The 18,815-nt window shown below is 49.6% G+C and carries 19 protein-coding genes and 1 tRNA gene; 10 read left to right on the top strand and 10 right to left on the bottom strand.

Going from position 1 to position 18,815, the window contains the following annotated elements:
* Positions 1-394: 394 nt before the first annotated feature.
* A tRNA-Arg gene (locus tag SGI98_12195) sits at positions 395-471 on the bottom strand.
* Between the two features lie 408 nt (positions 472-879).
* Here SGI98_12195 and glgP point away from each other — a divergent pair.
* The 3 genes from glgP (at position 880) to SGI98_12180 (ending at position 4,906) form a co-directional block, all read left to right on the top strand.
* Entirely contained in the window at positions 880-3,441 is a 2,562-nt protein-coding gene (gene glgP / locus SGI98_12190) for an alpha-glucan family phosphorylase (protein ID MDZ4744161.1), read from the top strand.
* Positions 3,441-4,121, top strand: coding sequence for an HAD family phosphatase (locus SGI98_12185; protein ID MDZ4744160.1), 681 nt, complete (start codon positions 3,441-3,443; stop codon positions 4,119-4,121). Before glgP ends, SGI98_12185 begins: the two co-directional genes overlap by 1 nt.
* A 191-nt stretch (positions 4,122-4,312) precedes the next feature.
* Positions 4,313-4,906: a hypothetical protein gene (locus tag SGI98_12180; protein ID MDZ4744159.1), complete on the top strand. Its 594-nt coding sequence runs from the start codon at positions 4,313-4,315 to the stop codon at positions 4,904-4,906.
* Between the two features lie 86 nt (positions 4,907-4,992).
* On the opposite strand, the gene SGI98_12175 is transcribed toward SGI98_12180, so the two are convergent.
* Positions 4,993-5,409, bottom strand: a complete 417-nt coding sequence (locus SGI98_12175) for a secondary thiamine-phosphate synthase enzyme YjbQ (protein ID MDZ4744158.1) — start codon at positions 5,407-5,409, stop codon at positions 4,993-4,995.
* A 59-nt stretch (positions 5,410-5,468) separates the two neighbouring features.
* Between SGI98_12175 and ribH the strand changes: the two genes are divergently transcribed.
* Together ribH and SGI98_12165 are read left to right on the top strand one after the other, a co-directional pair.
* The gene (gene ribH / locus SGI98_12170) at positions 5,469-5,933 is read left to right on the top strand and encodes a 6,7-dimethyl-8-ribityllumazine synthase (GenBank protein MDZ4744157.1); all 465 of its coding nucleotides are present in this window, start codon (positions 5,469-5,471) and stop codon (positions 5,931-5,933) included.
* Positions 5,934-6,035: 102 nt separating this feature from the next.
* Positions 6,036-6,542, top strand: a complete 507-nt coding sequence (locus SGI98_12165) for a UvrB/UvrC motif-containing protein (protein MDZ4744156.1) — start codon at positions 6,036-6,038, stop codon at positions 6,540-6,542.
* 58 nt (positions 6,543-6,600) lie between these two features.
* On the opposite strand, the gene SGI98_12160 is transcribed toward SGI98_12165, so the two are convergent.
* The 5 genes from SGI98_12160 to SGI98_12140 all read right to left on the bottom strand — a co-directional run bounded on the left by SGI98_12160 (position 6,601) and on the right by SGI98_12140 (position 11,842).
* Positions 6,601-7,152 (bottom strand): hypothetical protein, encoded by a 552-nt coding sequence (locus tag SGI98_12160; protein ID MDZ4744155.1) that lies wholly within the window; start codon positions 7,150-7,152, stop codon positions 6,601-6,603.
* A 73-nt stretch (positions 7,153-7,225) separates the two neighbouring features.
* A complete protein-coding gene (gene hemB, locus SGI98_12155; GenBank protein ID MDZ4744154.1) occupies positions 7,226-8,236 on the bottom strand; it encodes a porphobilinogen synthase in 1,011 nt (336 codons plus the stop codon).
* Between the two features lie 191 nt (positions 8,237-8,427).
* Positions 8,428-9,177 carry a succinate dehydrogenase/fumarate reductase iron-sulfur subunit gene (locus SGI98_12150; protein ID MDZ4744153.1) on the bottom strand — a complete coding sequence of 250 codons (750 nt, stop codon included), beginning with the start codon at positions 9,175-9,177 and terminating at the stop codon, positions 8,428-8,430.
* On the bottom strand, positions 9,177-11,090 hold the full coding sequence (locus SGI98_12145) for a fumarate reductase/succinate dehydrogenase flavoprotein subunit (protein MDZ4744152.1): 1,914 nt from the start codon (positions 11,088-11,090) through the stop codon (positions 9,177-9,179). The genes SGI98_12150 and SGI98_12145 overlap by 1 nt, the downstream gene beginning before the upstream one ends.
* Positions 11,087-11,842, bottom strand: coding sequence for a succinate dehydrogenase cytochrome b subunit (locus tag SGI98_12140; protein MDZ4744151.1), 756 nt, complete (start codon positions 11,840-11,842; stop codon positions 11,087-11,089). The genes SGI98_12145 and SGI98_12140 overlap by 4 nt, the downstream gene beginning before the upstream one ends.
* 230 nt (positions 11,843-12,072) lie before the next feature.
* On the opposite strand from SGI98_12140, the gene SGI98_12135 reads away from it, so the two are divergent.
* The 4 genes from SGI98_12135 (at position 12,073) to SGI98_12120 (ending at position 14,906) form a co-directional block, all read left to right on the top strand.
* Positions 12,073-12,411 carry a glutaredoxin gene (locus SGI98_12135; GenBank protein MDZ4744150.1) on the top strand — a complete coding sequence of 113 codons (339 nt, stop codon included), beginning with the start codon at positions 12,073-12,075 and terminating at the stop codon, positions 12,409-12,411.
* 153 nt (positions 12,412-12,564) lie between these two features.
* Complete coding sequence (locus tag SGI98_12130) at positions 12,565-12,819, top strand: hypothetical protein (GenBank protein ID MDZ4744149.1); 255 nt, start codon at positions 12,565-12,567, stop codon at positions 12,817-12,819.
* 265 nt (positions 12,820-13,084) lie between these two features.
* Positions 13,085-14,008 (top strand): DUF1460 domain-containing protein, encoded by a 924-nt coding sequence (locus SGI98_12125; GenBank protein MDZ4744148.1) that lies wholly within the window; start codon positions 13,085-13,087, stop codon positions 14,006-14,008.
* Positions 14,009-14,069: 61 nt separating this feature from the next.
* A complete protein-coding gene (locus SGI98_12120) occupies positions 14,070-14,906 on the top strand; it encodes an alpha/beta hydrolase (GenBank protein MDZ4744147.1) in 837 nt (278 codons plus the stop codon).
* A 117-nt stretch (positions 14,907-15,023) separates the two neighbouring features.
* On the opposite strand, the gene SGI98_12115 is transcribed toward SGI98_12120, so the two are convergent.
* From SGI98_12115 to SGI98_12105, 3 genes are all read right to left on the bottom strand, one after another.
* Positions 15,024-15,548 (bottom strand): hypothetical protein, encoded by a 525-nt coding sequence (locus SGI98_12115; GenBank protein ID MDZ4744146.1) that lies wholly within the window; start codon positions 15,546-15,548, stop codon positions 15,024-15,026.
* A gap of 210 nt (positions 15,549-15,758) precedes the next feature.
* On the bottom strand, positions 15,759-16,907 hold the full coding sequence (locus SGI98_12110; GenBank protein MDZ4744145.1) for a DUF3095 domain-containing protein: 1,149 nt from the start codon (positions 16,905-16,907) through the stop codon (positions 15,759-15,761).
* Between the two features lie 40 nt (positions 16,908-16,947).
* Complete coding sequence (locus SGI98_12105) at positions 16,948-17,256, bottom strand: hypothetical protein (protein ID MDZ4744144.1); 309 nt, start codon at positions 17,254-17,256, stop codon at positions 16,948-16,950.
* 178 nt (positions 17,257-17,434) lie between these two features.
* Between SGI98_12105 and SGI98_12100 the strand changes: the two genes are divergently transcribed.
* Positions 17,435-18,811, top strand: coding sequence for a deoxyguanosinetriphosphate triphosphohydrolase (locus tag SGI98_12100; GenBank protein ID MDZ4744143.1), 1,377 nt, complete (start codon positions 17,435-17,437; stop codon positions 18,809-18,811).
* Positions 18,812-18,815: the final 4 nt, after the last annotated feature.

Raw genomic sequence — 18,815 nt, 5'->3', positions numbered from 1 at the left:
CTGCACCCTCTGCCCAAATCCGTTATACGACCACTGGCTCTTATTGGTCTGCGTCGCCGAGACCTCCTGCCACTCCACCAATTCATGGCGCGCATCCCAGCTATACATATTCGTTGTTGTCACCGTCACGTTACTGATTAGATTCCCCCACGCCATCATATGTCAAAACCGCACTTTCCTCATTCTGGCTGTGTGATATTCATCAAGAGATTTGAGAAAGAATACCGTTTCCCTTCCGGTTTGTTTCGCACTGAGAACCCCCTGCGCAACTTGCTCACGTTCTCTTGTTATTTTCCACGAACTGAACATAAGACAGTGGTAATTTGGTAATCCCCCCAAAATCATACGATCACTATTCTGAAATCCTGTAGACATTCAAAAGTAGGAGGGTAAGTGGTGACACCAGCTGGAATCGAACCAGCAACCTGCGGATTAGAAATCCGCTGCTCTATCCGGTTGAGCTATGGTGTCTGAGCAGTGTTGAGCTTTTGAAAATACAGGGTGCATTACGGAAAATCAATAGGAAGTATAAGGGAATTTTGCCCGAGCGCGGATATCGGTATGATCGATATTCCCCCCTGGTGATCGGAAAGGATTGGGTGGATAGGCTAAAGCCAGCAAACACTCCGGGATTGCAGATTTTTTCGGGAGAGGAGGATTGATTCTGGCCAAAGAAGCAACCGAAGAAGGAAAAGGACAAAGGGAGTGATACACCTTCTGTAACAAATACGGGAAAAGAATCACCTCCCCATGTGACCCTGAATAAATAAAACTTTCCTTCCCTAGTCCACCAATCATTGTGAATTTTTCTCATTGCGGGACTCGATGGCTAAGGTTAGAGCTAGTGACTTAACCATTAATCGGGAGAAATTATCTATTATGAAGTCACCACTCGCCTTTTCAGTTATCCCTCAAATCCCCGCCCGTCTCGAAGCCCTCAGGGAAATAGCCTATAACCTCTGGTGGACCTGGACGCCGGAAGCCAGCGAACTTTTCCGTGATCTGGAACCTGAACTCTGGGTTAATTACCATCATAATCCGGCCCAAATCCTACGCTACATTCCCCAAGCCCGCCTTTTGGAAGCCGCCAATGACGCGCAATTTGTCGAACGCTTGGATGTCCTGAAAAAACGCCTCGACGCCTATCTCGGGCGTAAGGACCGCTGGTATGCCAAAAACCACGACGACAAACAGGATTTACTCGTCGGTTATTTCTCGGCGGAATTCGGCATTCACGAGGCCCTGCCGATTTACTCCGGCGGCTTAGGAATCTTAGCCGGCGACCATTGTAAAAGCGCTTCCGACCTCGGGCTGCCCTTCGTCGCGTGCGGGATCCTCTACCGGACCGGATATTTCAAACAACGCATCACTAAAGACGGCTGGCAACAATCCGACTCGATCGTCTGGAATTTCTACGAATTACCCATCACCGAGGTGCTCGACAGTAAGGGCAAACCCGTCAAAGTCTCCGTGCGTATCACCGACCGGAATGTCTGGATCAAAGTCTGGCGGGCGACAGTCGGGAATATCTGCATCTATCTCCTCGACACCGATGTAAAAGAAAATAATGAGGAAGACCGCAAGATCACCTACCAGCTCTACGGTGGGGACCACGAAATGCGGCTCAAACAGGAAATCGTCCTCGGCATCGGGGGTGTCCGCGCCTTGCAGGCGTCAGGGCTGAATCCCACCGTTTTCCACATGAATGAAGGCCATGCCGCATTCCTGGGTCTCGAACGCATCCGCCAATTCCACAAGAATAACGGGCTAACTTTCCACGAGGCCCTGCAAGTCGTGGCCGCCTCGAATATATTCACGACCCATACACCCGTGGCGGCGGGTAATGACGCTTTTGCCGTGGATCTAGTGCTCCGATATTTTTCCGAATTCCTCGTGGACCTCGGGGTGGATTTCGATGCGATGATGAAGCTCGGCCGCCCATGGCACGGGACCGGCCAGGATCCCTTCAGCATGACGATCTTGGGCTTGCGCCTCTCGCGTCAGGCTAACGGGGTGAGCGCACTACACGGCGAGGTCTCCCGCGGCATGTGGCAATGTGTCTGGCCGGGAGTGCCCCAACACGAGATCCCCATTACCAGTATCACCAATGGTGTCCACACCCAGACCTGGATGAGTCCGGAATTCCGCCGCATCCTCGAGCATTATCTCGGTGTGATTTGGGAAGATAATGTCGAAGACCTCAAGGCATGGGCAAAAGTCGAGGATATCCCCGACGACGAAATCTGGAAAACCCACAACGCCCGCAAAATCAAACTCATCGAGAAGGTCCGCTCCCGCGTGCAGAATCAACGCCTCCGCGAAGCTTACCCACCCGAAGAAATCGCCGCCGCGCGCGATTTGCTCGCTCCTGATGTACTCACGATCGGATTTGCCCGCCGTTTTGCCACGTATAAACGGGCGACCCTCCTTTTTAAGGATATCGCGCGGCTCAAAGCCATCGTGAATAATCCCACTCGGCCCGTGCAGCTTGTTTTTGCCGGGAAATCCCATCCTGCGGATGATCCGGGTAAACGTTTCCTCCAACAGGTCTATAAAATGGCGGAAACCCCGGACTTTAAAGGCAAGGTGATCTTCGTGGAAGATTACGACATCGATCTCGCCCGTTACCTGGTCTCCGGTGTGGACGTGTGGCTGAATACCCCGATCCGCCCGCTCGAGGCCAGCGGCACCAGTGGCCAAAAAGGACCGATTAATGGCGGTATTAACTGCTCCATCCTCGACGGTTGGTGGTGTGAAGGCTACAACGGAAATAATGGCTGGGCCATTAACCCCGGCGTGACAGCCACTGATCCGGCCACTCAGGATGAATTCGACGCGCACTCGCTCTACAGCATTATCGAGCATGAAATCGTCCCCCATTATTATGATCGTGACAGCAATGGCACACCGCATAAATGGATCCATCTGATGAAAGCCTCCATGAAATCCGTCTCCCCGGAATTTAGCACTTTCCGCATGGTCCAGGATTATTGTAACCGCCTCTATACCGTCGCCTACGTCAACAGCGGCCGTATCAAAGCCGATGGATTCAAAGTCGCCAAGGAACTCTCCCCATGGAAAGAAATGATCCGTAATACCTGGTGCCAAGTCCAAGTCGCCGAAGTCATCTGGGACAGCAAAGTCCACCATCTCCAAGTCGGCCAGGAATTCGAGGTCAAAGCCCGGGTAAATCTCGGGCCGCTCAAACCATCGGATGTGACCACTGAGGCCTATATCGAAAGCGATACGAATCATTCCCAGCCGTACGGTGTCGCCCTACAGGTCATTGAAGATTTGGGGAGCGGGTCTTATCTCTTCGGGGGTACAGTCAAACCCCAGGACAGTGGCAGTTTCCACTTTAATGTCCGTGTGATTCCTTATCATCCTGGGCTGGTGCAGAAAAATGAATTACGCCTGACCGCGTGGTGCGAGGCCTTTTAATGCCGGTGGACTCACCCTCATTTGCCGTGATTTTCGACTTGGACGGGGTGATCGTCGATTCATCCCGTTTCCATGAAGAAAGCTGGGATATCCTAGCCACGGAGACCGGATGGACTTTGCCGGAAGGTTTTTTTAAAAAAACTTTCGGGATGCGGAATATGAATATTATTCCCCTTTACCTCGAACCCGGCGCGGAGGAATCCCGGGTCGCCGCCCTTTCCCGCCGCAAAGAGGAGATCTTCCGCGAATTGGCCCGGGGGAAAGTCACCCTATTACCGGGGGTCAAAAAGCTTGCGGAGTCTCTGGCCCGTGACAATGTCCCGATGGCGGTGGGTTCATCCACCGAGCTTGAGAATATACGGCTGGTGCTTGATTCCACGCAAATTGCCCCTTGTTTCCGGGCAATCGTCAGTAGTGAGGATGTGACCCAGGGCAAACCCGCACCGGACTGTTTTCTCATGGCCGCGGGGAAACTCATGTGTACCCCCGCAAATTGCGTGGTCATCGAGGATGCTCAGGTCGGCATCGATGCCGCACGGGCGGCAGGGATGGCTTGCCTAGCCCTCGCGACGACCCATCCGGGCCATACTCTCTCCCGATATTCACGCTTAGCTCCAAATCTTGAAGAGATTACTCCCGAGGATTTACGTGAATTAGTGATTCAAAAACCACTGTCTTAAAGGCGGTGGAATGGTTTTGCTCCGGCTTCAAAGCCGGCTATAAGCTCGTAGCCCGCGAGTTTCCAAAAAATTGCGGCCTGCCTGCAAAGGTAACGGGATGAAACCAATACGAGATATCAAAATGCTTGAATTAGCGACTTGCAGGGTTCAAGAAAAAATGTTTAATCTTGTTTATTAGTATTTAATTATCCATGGACAATACGATTCATAAAGTCAAAAGCTTCACTTTTGTCGAAAAGGATATTCTTTTCGATTGTCCTGTATGCGGGAAGAGCCTGATCGTCGAGGTGGCCGGGGTGGGCATGGATATCGCCTGTCCCCAGTGCCAAAGCATGGTTCATGTCCCGGAGGCCCCGGATCCCACGGCACCCCTGCCTTCCGGCGCTCTCGTTTCCAGTGCATCAGTCGGTGAAACCGTCGATACCACCCATGCCGTTAAACCCTTTAAAAAAGGGGAGTCAAAAGCCAATACCCCGTCTTTACTGGCCTCCCCCACACCTGCCCCTGTCGCCCCAGTCAGTATCACCGTAAATACCGAATATATTTTCGATCCTAACTCCCTCGAAGGTTTGGATAATGAGAAGCTCCAGTCCCGCCTCAACGACTTGAAGCATTTGATGAAAGAGAACCATTCACAACGCCTTGAAGCCAGTGAATATATCTCCCACGCAAACCTCAAGCTCCAGCGCGAAATGCTGAAACTCAAAAAACTTGAGGCCAAACGCCTTGAATTCGACAAAGAACTGACTGAAATCGGTAATAAGCTCGGCGATAAAGCTTCTTAATTCCCCCCAGGCGTGTAGGTGGCCCCACGGAAAAAAACCGCTTGCCGTGATATGTCAAAGCCTTCAGACGAAGATTCAGTTTTTCTTTATTCCCCAATGATTTTGACCAGAACCCGTTTGCGCCGTTTCCCGTCAAATTCCCCGTAAAAGATTTGTTCCCACGGCCCGAAATCAAGGAGGCCCTCGGTAATGGCGACAACGACTTCCCGGCCCATGATGGTGCGTTTCAGGTGGGCGTCGGCATTGTCTTCGAAACCATTGTGCGCGTATTGGGCATGAGGTTTTTCGGGGGCGAGATACTCCAGCCACTTTTCAAAGTCCTGATGGAGTCCTCTTTCGTCGTCATTGATAAAAACGCTGGCACTGATATGCATCGCATTGACCAGGCACAAGCCCTCCTTGACCCCGCTTTTCTGGACGGCTTCCCCCACGCGGGGCGTAATATTAATAAAAGCGCGGCGGGTGGGGATATCCAGGGCTAACTCCTGACGGTATGATTTCATGGGGGCTTTTATAACGCTGTATTGACAGTGAATCACGCAGAATCTTTAATCACAGGTAAATGCTCAAGAAAAACACCACTCCCGACCTGCCTGATGCGCGCCATTTGCGTTTTGCCATTATCACCAGTATTTATAATGCTGAATATGTCGACAGCATGCTTGATGCGGCAAAAACCTTACTGGAAAAAGCCGGCGCCAAAAAAATCGATATTGTCCGGGTGCCGGGGGCCTTCGAGATTCCTGTCGCCGCCGCCATTTGTGCGCGTTCCGGCAAGTACGATGCTGTGATTAATTTAGGCCTGATATTTATGGGCGAGACTTATCATGCGGAGCATATCGGCACCGCCATTTCCCAAGGCCTGATGCAAATCGCCCTGGAGACCGAGGTCCCTCAGATCCATGAGGTGCTCGTGTGTAAAACACCGGCCCAAGCCAAAATACGTTGCCTAAATCCGAAATTTAACAAAGGCCGTGAAGCCGCCTTTGCCGCCGTGCAAATTGCGCGGACCGTAAAAGGGCTTTGAATCCCCTTCAGAAATCATGGGCAAAGATATCCTCTCTACCACTGCACCCACTCAAGGTGGTATTGACGGGAAGAGCAGAAATGGTATCTTGATCAGACAAATATGAGTGAAAACCGTCCACCGGGCTGTGAGAATTGTAAAAATCCGTGCACGATCCATCTGACACAAATCGTCGATGGGGTCATGCACAAGGTGGATCTGTGTGCAAATTGCCCAAATGCCAAAAATGTGGATGACCCTACCGGGTTCTCAATAGCCGACCAGCTCTTAGGTCTGGGTGCGGGTGAGGAGATGGGTGCGGGCAAAGGTGATCTTGTCTGCCCGACCTGCGGATTCACCCAGTCGGACTTTAAAAAACTCGGGCGTTTGGGTTGTGCCGATTGTTACGAGACTTTCGAGGAAGGTCTCAGCACACTCCTGCGCAATATGCACCGGGGAATCGAACACAAAGGCAAAGCCCCGGCCAAACTCCGGGAGAGATTGGAGCTGGCCAACAAACTCGACACCCTGAAAAAAGATCTGGGTGAAGCGATTAAAGAAGAGCGCTATGAGGCCGCTGCCGATATCCGTGATAAAATCTCCAAGCTCCAAACACAAATCGGGGCATAAAAAAAGCGTGCGACCTTTTCCGGCACACGCTTTGAAAAACGAAAAGAAGAAGAAACGACTATTTTTTAGGCTCGTTACTTTGACTGAATTTCATCATATCCTGCTTGGCGGCTTCTATCTTGGCTTGATCCCCGGTGGAGAGGGCCGCTGCCAGTGCTGATTTTTTATCGGCCATACCTTTCATGTAATTGGCTTTGGCGGTGAGTTTCGCCGCTTCATCGGGGCTTTCGGTCTTGGATTGTTCCAGCATTTTATTCGCTTTTTCATTATAACATTTTGCTTCAAACGTCAGCTGGGATTTCCAATGGTCTTGGGTAAATTTTGTAAGGTCGGCATTAGCTGCCTGGATTTTTTCTTGGTCACCCGTGGCGATGGCGGCAGCGAGTGTCGCCTTTTTTTCAGCCATGGCTTTATATTTATTAGCTTCCTCAGTGAGTTTCGCCGCTTTTTCCGGATCGGCTGTTTGCGCCTCTTTAAAAAGTTTATCGGCTTTTTCCATGCTTTCTTTCGAGCCATTTTGCATTTGCGTCTGCCATTGGCCCAAATCTCCCGCGCTGGCCAGATAGGAGAGGGTGAATAGACTCAAGAGGGTGGTAACGAGGTATTTCATTTATTTATTCCTTTGTAGGGTTAGAGGATGGTTAAAGTTTAGACAATGGAACATCCCGATTCATTCAAAAAGTTTAACCCCGGATTTTTTGCGCAATTTGTTTGGAAAAATAAGTCAGCACCATATCCGCCCCGGCCCTTTTAATCGATAGAAGCGACTCGAACGCCGTGAGTTCCAAATCAAGCCAGCCTAATCTTGCCGCGGCATGGATCTGGGCATATTCACCCGACACTTGGTAAGCCGCGATCGGAAGGGTCGTCTGGTTACGGACCTCCCGGATGATATCGAGATAAGGCCCTGCGGGTTTGACCATGAGTATGTCAGCGCCTTCTTCTTCATCGAGCTGAGCTTCGAGGAGTGCTTCACGGCGGTTGGCGGGATTCATCTGGTAAGTCTTTTTATCGAGCAGGTGTGTGCCTGCCGCTTGGGCACTGCCGACAGCATCACGGAATGGCCCGTAGAAAGCGGAGGCGAATTTCACCGAATAAGCAAGGATAGCCGTATTAACCAATCCCTCCCGGTCGAGGCTTTTGCGGATGGCCCGCACACGCCCATCCATCATATCCGAGGGAGCGACCACGTCAGCCCCGGCCTGGGCCAGCAGGACGGCCATTTCCCCGAGGATTTTCACCGTGAGGTCATTATCGACATAACCTTGCTCATTGAGTACTCCGTCATGGCCGTGCCCCGTGTACGGGTCGAGGGCGACATCGGTAATCACAAGGAGACCGGGGAAATGCTTTTTTATGGCTTGAACCGCACGCGGGATTAATCCCCCGGGATTAAGGGCTTCCTCGCCACGGGGGGTTTTTAGGGATGGATTTGTATAAGGAAAAATCGCAATGGCTTTAATGCCAAGGGCTGCTAATTGCCCGGCTTCATTGACAAGGTCAGGGATATTGTAGCGGAAGACCCCGGGCATGGAAACGACCTCGGAGGGTGCGTCATTCCCGTCTTTTACAAAGAGCGGGCAGATCAAGTCATTGATTCCAAGGGAAGTTTCCGTGGTTAAAGCCCGGATCGCGGGACTAAACCGGTTGCGCCTCGGGCGCCGGTGTAAATCAATTTGACTGGCATCGGACATACCTCCCTATTCATGCAAATTGCGCGGACACAAGAAAGCAAATTGTTTGTGAGCCCGATGGAAACAATTCAAGAACCACCGTCTGAAAGGCGATGGTATATAAAAAATGAAACATAAAAAAGGCTGGAAAAACTAATTCCAGCCTTTTTGTCTTGGGCAATTTGTTTATGGAAAGGAGTTATTGAACCCGCTTAGATGATTTTCTTGATCATTGCCCGTGCATATTCACGGTTAAGGGTCGCGATGACGTCTCGGGTAATTTCTTTCGGACAAGCAGCTTCGCAGGAGTAGGTATTACTACAGTTCCCAAATCCTTCCTTGTCCATTTGCTCGACCATGGCGCTCACGCGGCGTTCGCGTTCGACCTGACCTTGCGGGAACTGGACAAGCTGGGTGACTTTGGCCCCGACAAAAAGCATCGCGGAGGAGTTCTTACAAGCAGCGACACAAGCACCACACCCGATACACTGGGCGGCATCCATGGCGCGGTCCGCTTTTTCCTTTGGCACGGGAATCGCATTAGCGTCACAGGCAGATCCTGTATTCACCGAGATAAAACCACCGGCCTGGATAATCCGGTCAAAGGCGGAACGGTCCACGATCAAATCTTTTAAGATCGGGAATGCTTTGGCTCGCCATGGCTCGATGACAATCGTGTCGCCATCTTTAAAAAAGCGCATGTGGAGCTGGCAAACAGTCGTTCCTTTGTAGCCACCGTGGGGGGCTCCATTGATGACCATATCACAGGTTCCGCAAATGCCTTCGCGGCAATCGCTCTCGAAGGCGATCGGTTCTTCACCGCTCAGGGTCAACTTATCATTGACCACATCAAGCATTTCCAGAAAGGACATGTGTTGATTGATATCTTTAGCTTCGTAGTCCACAAAACGCCCGTCGGCATCGGGACCCGACTGTCTCCATACTCTGAGGGTCAGATTCATTATTTGTAGCTCCTTGTCGACATGTGAACTTCGTCGTATTTAATATCTTCTTTATGGAGTTCGGGTTTCACACCGACCCCTTTGAATTCCCAAGCGGCAACGTAAGCATATTTTTCGTCATTACGTTTGCATTCGCCTTCTTCCTGGTATTCCTCGCGGAAATGGGATCCGCAGGACTCTTCGCGTTCCAGTGCATCGTGACAAAGCATTTCGGCAAACTCGATATAGTCAGCCACGCGTCCGGCGTATTCAAGTGATTGATTTAGGTCATCGCCGGAACCGGGCACATCGACATTCTTCCAGAATTCCTCACGGATGGCGGGAATCTTTGACAAGGCCTCCTTGAGACCTTCGTGTGTGCGGGCCATGCCGCAGTGATTCCAGAGGACATGTCCGATTTCCTTGTGGAAATCGCGGACCGTGCGTTTGCCTTTGATCGAAAGGAGTTTTTCAATCTGGGCTTTGACCTCATCCTCGGCTTGAATGAATTCCGGGGCGTCAATAGAAGGACGACTGCCGGGTTTTTGTGAGGCGAGGTAATTACCCAAGGTATAAGGCAGGACAAAATATCCATCAGCCAACCCTTGCATAAGGGCACTGGCCCCGAGGCGGTTGGCGCCGTGGTCCGAGAAATTTGCTTCACCAGTGACAAAAAGGCCGGAGACATTACTCATGAGATCATAATCAACCCAGAGTCCACCCATGGTATAGTGGACGGCCGGGTAAATCCGCATCGGTTGTTTATATGCGTTTTCACCGGTGATCCGTTCGTACATATCGAAAAGGTTACCGTAACGTTCCCGGATCATGTCTTCACCGAGGCGTTTGATCGCATCGCGGAAATCGAGGTAAACACCCAGTCCGCTTTCCCCGACCCCACGGCCTTCATCACACACTTTTTTGGCGGCACGTGAGGAGATGTCACGGGGAGCGAGGTTCCCAAAGCTTGGATACATACGTTCCAGGAAATAATCCCGGTCTTCGTCGGAAATATCTTCTGGGGCGCGTTTGTCACCGACTTTTTTGGATACCCAGACGCGTCCGTCATTACGGAGGGACTCGGACATCAAAGTCAGCTTTGACTGGTAGTCACCGGTGACCGGGATACAGGTCGGGTGGATCTGGACAAAACAGGGGTTTGCAAATAAGGCCCCGCGTTTATGGGCGCGGAAGGTAGCCGAGACATTACAATTCCTCGCATAGGTCGCGAGGTAATAAGCATTCCCGTAACCACCGGTGGCGAGTACGATGGCATCGGCACTGTGGCGTTCGATTTTGCCCGTGACGAGGTTCCGGGTGATGATGCCTTTGGCCTGACCATCGACGATTACGAGGTCGAGCATTTCATGCATCGTGTGGCATTTGACTGTTCCTGCGCCGATCTGGCGGCTGAGTGCCGAGTAAGCACCGAGCAGAAGCTGTTGACCTGTTTGGCCGCGGGCATAAAATGTACGGGAGACCTGAGCACCACCGAAAGAGCGGTTATCGAGCAACCCACCGTATTCACGAGCGAATGGCACACCCTGGGCGACACACTGGTCGATAATGTTTACGCTGACCTCAGCGAGGCGGTAAACATTTGATTCACGGGCGCGGAAATCTCCCCCTTTGACCGTGTCATAAAATAGGCGCTGCACGCTGTCTCCGTCATTACGGTAATTTTTCGCGGCATTGATCCCTCCTTGGGCTGCAATCGAGTGGGCGCGACGTGGGCTGTCGTGGAAAGTGAAAGATTTAATATTGTACCCGAGCTCACCCAGCGAAGCGGCAGCCGAAGCACCGGCCAATCCGGTCCCCACAATGATCACCTCGTACTTGCGCTTATTTGAGGGATTAACGAGTTTATACTCAGCTTTCCGCTTTGACCATCTCTGGGCAAGCGGCCCTGTCGGACATTTGGAATCTAGGATCATAACTCTGGCAGACTGTTTGTGTTGGATTCATTATAAATTTCTGACGAAGGATCTCCCTGAGCTTTGATTACTCCGGTCAAGACTGCGACAGGAATAGAGGCAAACCCCAAGAAAAGGATGATGGCGATGATTTTAGCCAAGGCATTAAAAAAACATTCATTCTTTTTGTTTTTTAATCCCAGGGTCTGGAAAATACTGGCTATCCCGTGGCTCAAGTGTAAGGAAAGTAAACCCACGGAAATGATATAGAATGCGGATACATACCAGACACTAAATCCCTCGATGACCATAAAATAAACATCATGGACATATTGACCGTGGAGCGGGGCTTCAAAGGTCGAATAATCCGGATAAATCGTATGGGTCGTGAAATGGAGGATATGAAAAACGATGAATGCCAGAACAATCGTACCGCTGACAGTCATTGTACGGGATGCCAGTGATGCTTTATAGACTTTCCCGTCTTCGTAAGTGATTTCCTTTGCCACTTTATTCTCTGTCCAAAGGAGAATCGCAAACCAGACGTGCAAGACAGCGCATGTCAAAAGCCCGAGGCGGAATCCCCAAAGGACGAACATATTGCTTTTAAGCAGGACGGCATAAGCATTTATCTTATCCGGGGTGCCGGCAAACATTTGGAGATTTCCGACCATGTGCACAAGGACAAAGGCCACAAGGGCCAGACCAGTGATCCCGACGATATACTTTCTGCCGACCGACGATGTAAAGAGCATCTTTAAAAATGAAACCATACGTTTTACTGTGTTAATTGATAATATCCGTTAAATTTGTCCGCCTTCTCAAGTCTGTCAAAAGAACTTTCAAAACTTTTGAAAGTTCATTTTCCCGATTTATTTGCCTCAGGTTCCTATTCCAGACTCCTACTACACAAAAGGATATAGAGGAAACCATGGGCGATGGGAAAAAAAATTTTCGATAGATTCTTGCAATTGATCCTAAATCGGATAAATTTTGTCTTATTATGAGCCAAACACCTAAAATTATTGCCTATTTAAAGCCCTCTTGCGGTTGGAGCATGGGCATCCGCGCCATCCTGACAAAATATAATTTATCCTTCGAAGACCGTGATATCATCAATGATTCCACCCAATACATGGAAATGGTCCAGAAATCCGGCCAACGCCTTTCCCCTTGTGTCGAGATTAATGGCATCATGATTCCTGATATCAGCGGCGAAGAGCTGGAGCAATGGATGATCACAAATGGTGTGGTTAACCAAAATAGCGCTCCTACTGACGTACCTATTAACCAACCCTGCGCCCACGAAATGGAAAGCCACACGGTTCAATTCAAGGAATAACCCTTTTTTTTCCGAAATCCCCTAAGACTCTCGGAATAAAATCCCCAAACCCGCCCGTGCAATTTGCTCTGGCGGGTTTTTTATTTCTTGATTTTGCCTTTTCAAAGAATTTTTTGCATCTTTACGTGTCTCATTGAGTAACCATCCACACCTGTGCCTAGAAAATATTCCTTTTTCCATCGGATATCCAGACCGGGCAATTTGCTTTTTTACGGCTATATCCTTCTCTTCATTAGTCACTTATCAGTCCATACAGAGGATTACGATCCTAAAACCCCACGCAAATTGCGGTTGGAAATGATCTATTTGTTTGATGAATCAAACCCGGAATTTATTCTTGTTATTGGACAAAGCGGATTCAAAACAGTCGATTCCCTAAAGAAATATTTAGAAAAGGTTCCTCTCTAGACTGGTCCCCTGGCTGCTGCCGGATCGGGGGTGAAGCCCTCGGTGACGAAAAAGAACTCAAAACCTGCAAGCATTCTGCAAGGACGGCGGGATTGATTTTGTTATCCACCCTCGGGGTTAATCAGTCATGACTAAGCCAGCACCATCCTCCTGGCCAGGAGCCTGCACGTGTTATTTTATTGACCCACCGGAGGCGTGGGTATAAAAACCAAACAAAACATCAATAAGTCTGTCATCAGCCGAGCCATCGTTAAAAGGAGGAATTATGAAAAAGTTAAAATCCCGCTTGGTTTTCATTTGCATCATTTTGGGTATTCTCATTTATAGTCCATTATCACTCCGGGCAGAGAAACTCCCCTTTAATACTGTTTTTAAAGGAACCGATAAATTCTACCAACTCGTCGGCCGCGCCCAAAAGGAAAACTGGAGGTCACTGCCGATTGGTGAACGCACAGATGCCGTTGGTTTGGCATTATGCGGGACACCCTACAAAGGATTCACCCTCGAAATAGATAACCATATTGAGGCCGCCTCGGTAAACCTTAACGGCCTGGATTGTTGGACCTTTTTCGAAATTTCGCTGGGTTTTGCCCGTATGCTCAAAATGAAACCCGATCATTACAAACCCGAAGATCTCCTGAAAATGATCGAGCTTGAACGCTACCGCGGGGGCCGGTGTGATGGCGGCTATCTATCCCGCATCCATTTCCTGGAGGAGCTTTTCCACGACAATGAAAATCGTGGCCTGTGCAAGAATATAACACGGGAACTGGGCGGGGTGCCGATCCAGCGACAAATACGGGAAATGACCGTCGCTTGGCGTTCCTACCGCTATCTCAAATATAATCCCTCCCTGCGCCCTCAGATGACACAAATCGAAAACCGAGTCTCCCGCTTGCCCGTTTACTACATTCCCAAAAGCAAGGTCGCCCGGATCGAGCCCAAACTCAAAGACGGGGATATCATCGCTATCGTTTGCCGAGACAGTGGGGCATACACCTCCCATGTCGGCCTCGCTTACCGTGATGCCAATGGTGTATTGCGTTTCATGCACGCTTCATCGCGTCACAGGAAGGTGCTTGTCGATAAGGAGCTCAGTGCGTATTTAAAAGGTTCCTCCGAAAAAATCGGGATCATTGTCGCCCGTCCAAATGATTTACCGGCATCTATGGCGCAAACATCAAATTAATCGATACACCTCCAAAACGTATCAATTTTGACGGGGATGAAACCCATGTCATGATCAGTATATGAAAACGTTAAAAAAACACGTAATCCGCCCTATCCTCCTCATCACCATTACCTTGGCCATCCTTTATGCCGTGGTGAATATCCTTGGAGTCTGGATCCAAAATTACGCCATGTTTCCCATCCCGCGTGTGTATGGGGGGATTTTGGAGGGTGAATCAGTTCTTCCCACCCCCTCCGGGGATAAAATCACGGTCTTGTCCCTCGATAACCCGGCGGCAAAACAAACCATCCTCTTTAGCCATGGTAACGGTGAGGATTTAAACCGGATCGAACCCTATTTGCACGAACTCCGAAATCTTGGATTTAATGTCGTGGCTTACGATTACCGCGGCTACGGGCGCAGTGAGGGCAAACCTAGTGAAAAAGCCCTCGAAGAGGATATCCTGAGTGTCTATGAATGGATCATCCGTGACAAGAAAGTCTCACCGGAACAAATCATCCTTTTGGGCCGCTCCATGGGTGGAGGGCCTTCCGTATGGCTCGCCGGACAAAAACCTGTGTCAGGACTCATCTTGGAAAGCACATTCACGAGTGCCTATGAAGTGATGCTTCCACCCCTGCCTTATTACCGGAATCCTTTTCCTACTCAAAGACGCCTGCGCAATTTGCGCGTGCCCGTGCTTTTTATCCACGGAACAGCCGACCTGCTCATCCAACCCCACCATGCCCGGAAGAATTTTGAGGCAGCGCATGAACCAAAACAAATTGTTTGGATTCAAGGAGCGGGACACAATGATGCGTACCAGACTGATCCGAGGACTTATCAGGAATCCATCCTGCAATTTTCCCGCAAATTAAATGATTCAACAACTGCCGTCTCGAAGTCGGTGGATTGAATTTCCTCCGGCTGTAAGCTCAAAAGCCCCCCCTGTTTCTGAAATATATGTTACCGCCCGAAAGGGGGTGGTATAAAACCAAAAAAATGCGATATCAACAGCCCCGAATCCCAAGGATTAACGCTGGGGAAGTGTATTGGCTTGGGTCGTTTGCTGGGCGCCTACAGCAGGAGGAGTCACGGACGCTTTTTTATCTTCGCGTTTAGGGCCGACAAAAATTTCCTCGCGGATTTTTTTCAGTTCAGCCTCTTTAGTAAAAAGGGCTTCTTCCATCGACTTGTATTCTGACTGAGAAGCGTCGAGGGATTCTTGGAGGGTATCGATCCTGCCTTCGGCAAGATTGGCCCGTTCTGTCTCCTGTTTTGCTCTTTCTAATGAAGCTTGTAACTCTTGGGCGGAGTCTTGGATCTGGGCTTCTTTCTGGGCAATATCATTTTTTAACTGGGCGATTTCGCTTTGAGTGTCGGTTAGATCCTTAGAGATTTTTTTGACGTTCTCAGTCAATGACTGGATTTTTTTATTTGCGATCTCCAAATCAAGTTCGTACTTCTTTTCCATCTCATTATATTTGAGATATCCGAAAAAAAGTCCTCCGGTTAATGCGATACAAATGACTAAAAGAACCCGGCTCAATACGTTCATATGCGAGGACTTATAGGGAGAAATCCGAAAAAAGTCAAAATAAAATTTCCGCAAGTATCACAAAATGATAGACTTAAACCGGTTTCCTGATTCCTTCACCCTCCCGCCAAGTCTCCTAGATAAAGACGTTTATGGAATTTATAACGCAACTACCAATCAATAGAGTTCGCGTCAGATATTTAAGGCCGATTCGAAGTCAATAAAGAATATTTATGATCGCTCGCTGATTTGTTTTTTCATCTGTTTAGCAGCCATGGCGTATCCCCCGTTGTCCCCGTCGATAAAATGAATATGATTACCATCCTGCGTGTCTTGGACAAAACAGGTCATGAGAGCGTTATCCGACTCGTGCATCCCGTAATCAATCTCGTTACGAACACGTAATGACTCCAAGTATTCCCGGATCAAGGTGATTTGTCCGGATGAACAATCAATGACCAGCCGCAGCATGTCGTCAAATTTCCTGTAGTCCGAGTGAACCCGCATCGATTGCTTATAACGTTGTGAATCAAAAACCAAAGCTGGGAGATTCCATTTAAAAAACAAGACAGTCATGATGATCTCAAACACTCTGTAAAAATAACGCCATGAAAAGCGGGATCCTTCATACCGTTTCTCATCGTTGATACATTCCTGCACCGATTTATACTCGAGCGATTCAGTATTTACCGGATTCGCCACATTAAAATCACCATCAAAGAGGTTATTCAAGAACTGCAAGATGCCTGCATACAGACGATCAGAATCCCGCCCCCTAGCCGTAACGAGCAGGGATAAAACCTTTCCCCGTTTATTTGGGATCTTATTCCACCGGCAGGAAAGCCCTGTCAGGTCAGGGTCGCCTACGGATAAATCTGGGGAACTGTACCGGGCTTCATCCCCTTTGATCATTTTTTCCGCCAGTGCCAAGCCGCCACCACGGAAAACAGCCACAAATTTTCCTTTTACAAGCTCGTGTTTTGCCACCTCGATATACGCCCCGCTTTGCTCGACCTCACGGACAAGGATATGCCCCACCCGCAAGCCGAGCCCAAATTGGACACTCGATAATTCCTGCAAACTCTTTAAAGCACCCATGACCGTATCCAAATCCGATGGTGGCACGAGCAGTGTCGCCCCATCCCCGCCAAAAACGTAGGGGAAATCTTTTCCAATAACGTTCCTGGCCACCGTAATCGATGCGGCCCCAATGGTATTTACATCTTTATAACGACCCTGCTCAATGGCCTTTGTAGAGCCTTTCACATCCGTGATAAAGATAGACCAGTCCCTGGGAACACGGTAAAAATAGCGGTCGTCAGTGATCCCGTTAAAATCGGTGAACCCGTCGAGGTCCACGTATTGGAAAGTCCCTTCCATGAATGGAGGAAGCTATCACACCTCCATGGTTATTCAAAATTTAGTTTTTTGAATCAAGTTTTGATGGACCCATTTCTCCCATGCCTGAGTCGGATTTTGGAGTCGATGAATCCGTTTGAACCGAATCTTTTTCATTCGATACGGGTTTTGACTGTTCATCTTTTACGTCCGCCTTATCAGCCTGTTTTGCCTGCCCTTCCTCATTTTCAGTCATATTCACTTCCTGGGAGAATTCTTTCATCATATCAGTATGGATCCTTTCCATTTCCTGGCAGAGTGCCGTTTCACGGACTGCAAAAAACATAAAACCAGCTATCATCAAAATACGGAGTTGAGAACGATTCATCATGTGCCTTTGTTATATTGCTTTAAAATAACTCATCTTCTTGCCTCTCACAAAAAATTTTCTACAAACGGTAGAAAAATTTCGATAAGTGGCGGAAATCAGCTCGTTTCTGCTTATAATCCTGGCTTTTTTTCCGTGGCTTGCGTTTCGGATTGATCCCCTCTAATAATGGAATCCACCCATGAGTCACTGGCAAAAACTTTTATCCTGGCAACGTCTCGGCAAAAAAATCTCCCCCGCACAAGATCCGGCACGTTCGCAATTCCAAATGGATTATGACCGTCTGGTCTTTTCGAGCGCCTTTCGGCGCCTCCAAGACAAAACGCAAGTAGTCCCCCTGCCCCAAAGTGACTATGTCCGCACCCGGCTGACACACAGTCTCGAGGTGTCCTGTATCGCACGGACTCTGGGGACACTCATTGGCAGGGAAATATGCAGCCGCAGAAATTCCGGGCTAAAACAAATTGCTGCGACGGATTTCGGCGCGATTTGTGCGGCAGCGGCGCTGGCCCACGACATCGGGAACCCACCCTTTGGCCACTTTGGCGAGGATGCCATCCGGCATTGGTTCAAGACCTCGCCACTCGCGCGCCGGATTTGCGACTCGGGGGTCCTCTCTCCAGGACAAATTGCTGACATCGCAAATTACGAGGGAAATGCCCAGGGTTTCCGTATCGTCACACGCTTACAAATGCCCGATAATGATGGAGGGATGCAATTAACCTATGCCACTTTGGGAGCCTTTACAAAATATCCCCGGGTTTCACTCTTACCACCGTCATTTATTCGTGGGGAACGCCGCAGTATGAAAAAATTTGGCATATTCTCTTCGGAAAAAGATTATTTCATCCAAGTCGCGAACCATCTAGGTCTAGCGCCGTTTTCACCCGGGGACTGTGTCTTCCAGCGGCACCCCTTAGCTTTTGTGACAGAGGCTGCAGACGACATTTCCTACCGGGTCATCGATTTTGAAGACGGCTTCCGGATGGGCCTCATCGACTACAAAACCATTTTGTCCCTTTTTGGGCAGCTCGCCGGAAAAACGGCCTTGGCGGCAGCGCTTAAAAAGACCCGGAACCAACGTGCCCGGATCGAATATCTCAGGGCGCGAGCGATCAATAACCTCGCCGAACTCGCAGTAACGTCCTTCCTCGACAATGAGGGGGATATATTATCCGGCAAATTCGACCAATCCCTCATTGATACCATCGGACTCCAAAAACCGTTGAAGCAAATCGAAAATATCTCCATCGATAAAATCTATGGGGGCGCCACGACTCTAGAGGTCGAGCTCGCAGGCTGCGAAGTCATCGGTTACCTGCTGGAAAGATTTGTCACTGCCGTGGAAGATGTTTTCGTCTCGGGCAAAAATTCCTCACCCCTCTCGCGCAAATTGCTCGAGCTCATACCCGAGCAATTTGTCGGGCCCGGACAAAAACCGGTCGACTCCGCTTACACGCGCCTCATGCTTATCCTCGATTACGTCTCGGGGATGACCGACTCCTACGCCGTGAGTCTTTATAAAAAACTCCACGGGATCAACCTTCCCGCAAGATAATACC

It is taken from the genome of Verrucomicrobiota bacterium (assembly GCA_034440155.1).
Classification (GTDB): domain Bacteria; phylum Verrucomicrobiota; class Verrucomicrobiia; order JAWXBN01; family JAWXBN01; genus JAWXBN01.
The sequence above is the reverse complement of the archived record's forward strand: the minus strand, read 5'-3'. Positions and strand labels throughout refer to the sequence as shown.

Excerpts from the sequence above, each read along its gene's own strand:
- glgP (MDZ4744161.1), top strand. The coding sequence starts at position 880 with ATGAAGTCACCACTCGCCTTTTCAGTTATCCCTCAAATCCCCGCCCGT.
- SGI98_12185 (MDZ4744160.1), top strand. The coding sequence starts at position 3,441 with ATGCCGGTGGACTCACCCTCATTTGCCGTGATTTTCGACTTGGACGGG.
- SGI98_12180 (MDZ4744159.1), top strand. The coding sequence starts at position 4,313 with ATGGACAATACGATTCATAAAGTCAAAAGCTTCACTTTTGTCGAAAAG.
- SGI98_12175 (MDZ4744158.1), bottom strand. The coding sequence starts at position 5,409 with ATGAAATCATACCGTCAGGAGTTAGCCCTGGATATCCCCACCCGCCGC.
- ribH (MDZ4744157.1), top strand. The coding sequence starts at position 5,469 with ATGCTCAAGAAAAACACCACTCCCGACCTGCCTGATGCGCGCCATTTG.
- SGI98_12165 (MDZ4744156.1), top strand. The coding sequence starts at position 6,036 with ATGAGTGAAAACCGTCCACCGGGCTGTGAGAATTGTAAAAATCCGTGC.
- SGI98_12160 (MDZ4744155.1), bottom strand. The coding sequence starts at position 7,152 with ATGAAATACCTCGTTACCACCCTCTTGAGTCTATTCACCCTCTCCTAT.
- hemB (MDZ4744154.1), bottom strand. The coding sequence starts at position 8,236 with ATGTCCGATGCCAGTCAAATTGATTTACACCGGCGCCCGAGGCGCAAC.
- SGI98_12150 (MDZ4744153.1), bottom strand. The coding sequence starts at position 9,177 with ATGAATCTGACCCTCAGAGTATGGAGACAGTCGGGTCCCGATGCCGAC.
- SGI98_12145 (MDZ4744152.1), bottom strand. The coding sequence starts at position 11,090 with ATGATCCTAGATTCCAAATGTCCGACAGGGCCGCTTGCCCAGAGATGG.
- SGI98_12140 (MDZ4744151.1), bottom strand. The coding sequence starts at position 11,842 with ATGGTTTCATTTTTAAAGATGCTCTTTACATCGTCGGTCGGCAGAAAG.
- SGI98_12135 (MDZ4744150.1), top strand. The coding sequence starts at position 12,073 with ATGAGCCAAACACCTAAAATTATTGCCTATTTAAAGCCCTCTTGCGGT.
- SGI98_12125 (MDZ4744148.1), top strand. The coding sequence starts at position 13,085 with ATGAAAAAGTTAAAATCCCGCTTGGTTTTCATTTGCATCATTTTGGGT.
- SGI98_12120 (MDZ4744147.1), top strand. The coding sequence starts at position 14,070 with ATGAAAACGTTAAAAAAACACGTAATCCGCCCTATCCTCCTCATCACC.
- SGI98_12115 (MDZ4744146.1), bottom strand. The coding sequence starts at position 15,548 with ATGAACGTATTGAGCCGGGTTCTTTTAGTCATTTGTATCGCATTAACC.
- SGI98_12110 (MDZ4744145.1), bottom strand. The coding sequence starts at position 16,907 with ATGGAAGGGACTTTCCAATACGTGGACCTCGACGGGTTCACCGATTTT.
- SGI98_12105 (MDZ4744144.1), bottom strand. The coding sequence starts at position 17,256 with ATGATGAATCGTTCTCAACTCCGTATTTTGATGATAGCTGGTTTTATG.
- SGI98_12100 (MDZ4744143.1), top strand. The coding sequence starts at position 17,435 with ATGAGTCACTGGCAAAAACTTTTATCCTGGCAACGTCTCGGCAAAAAA.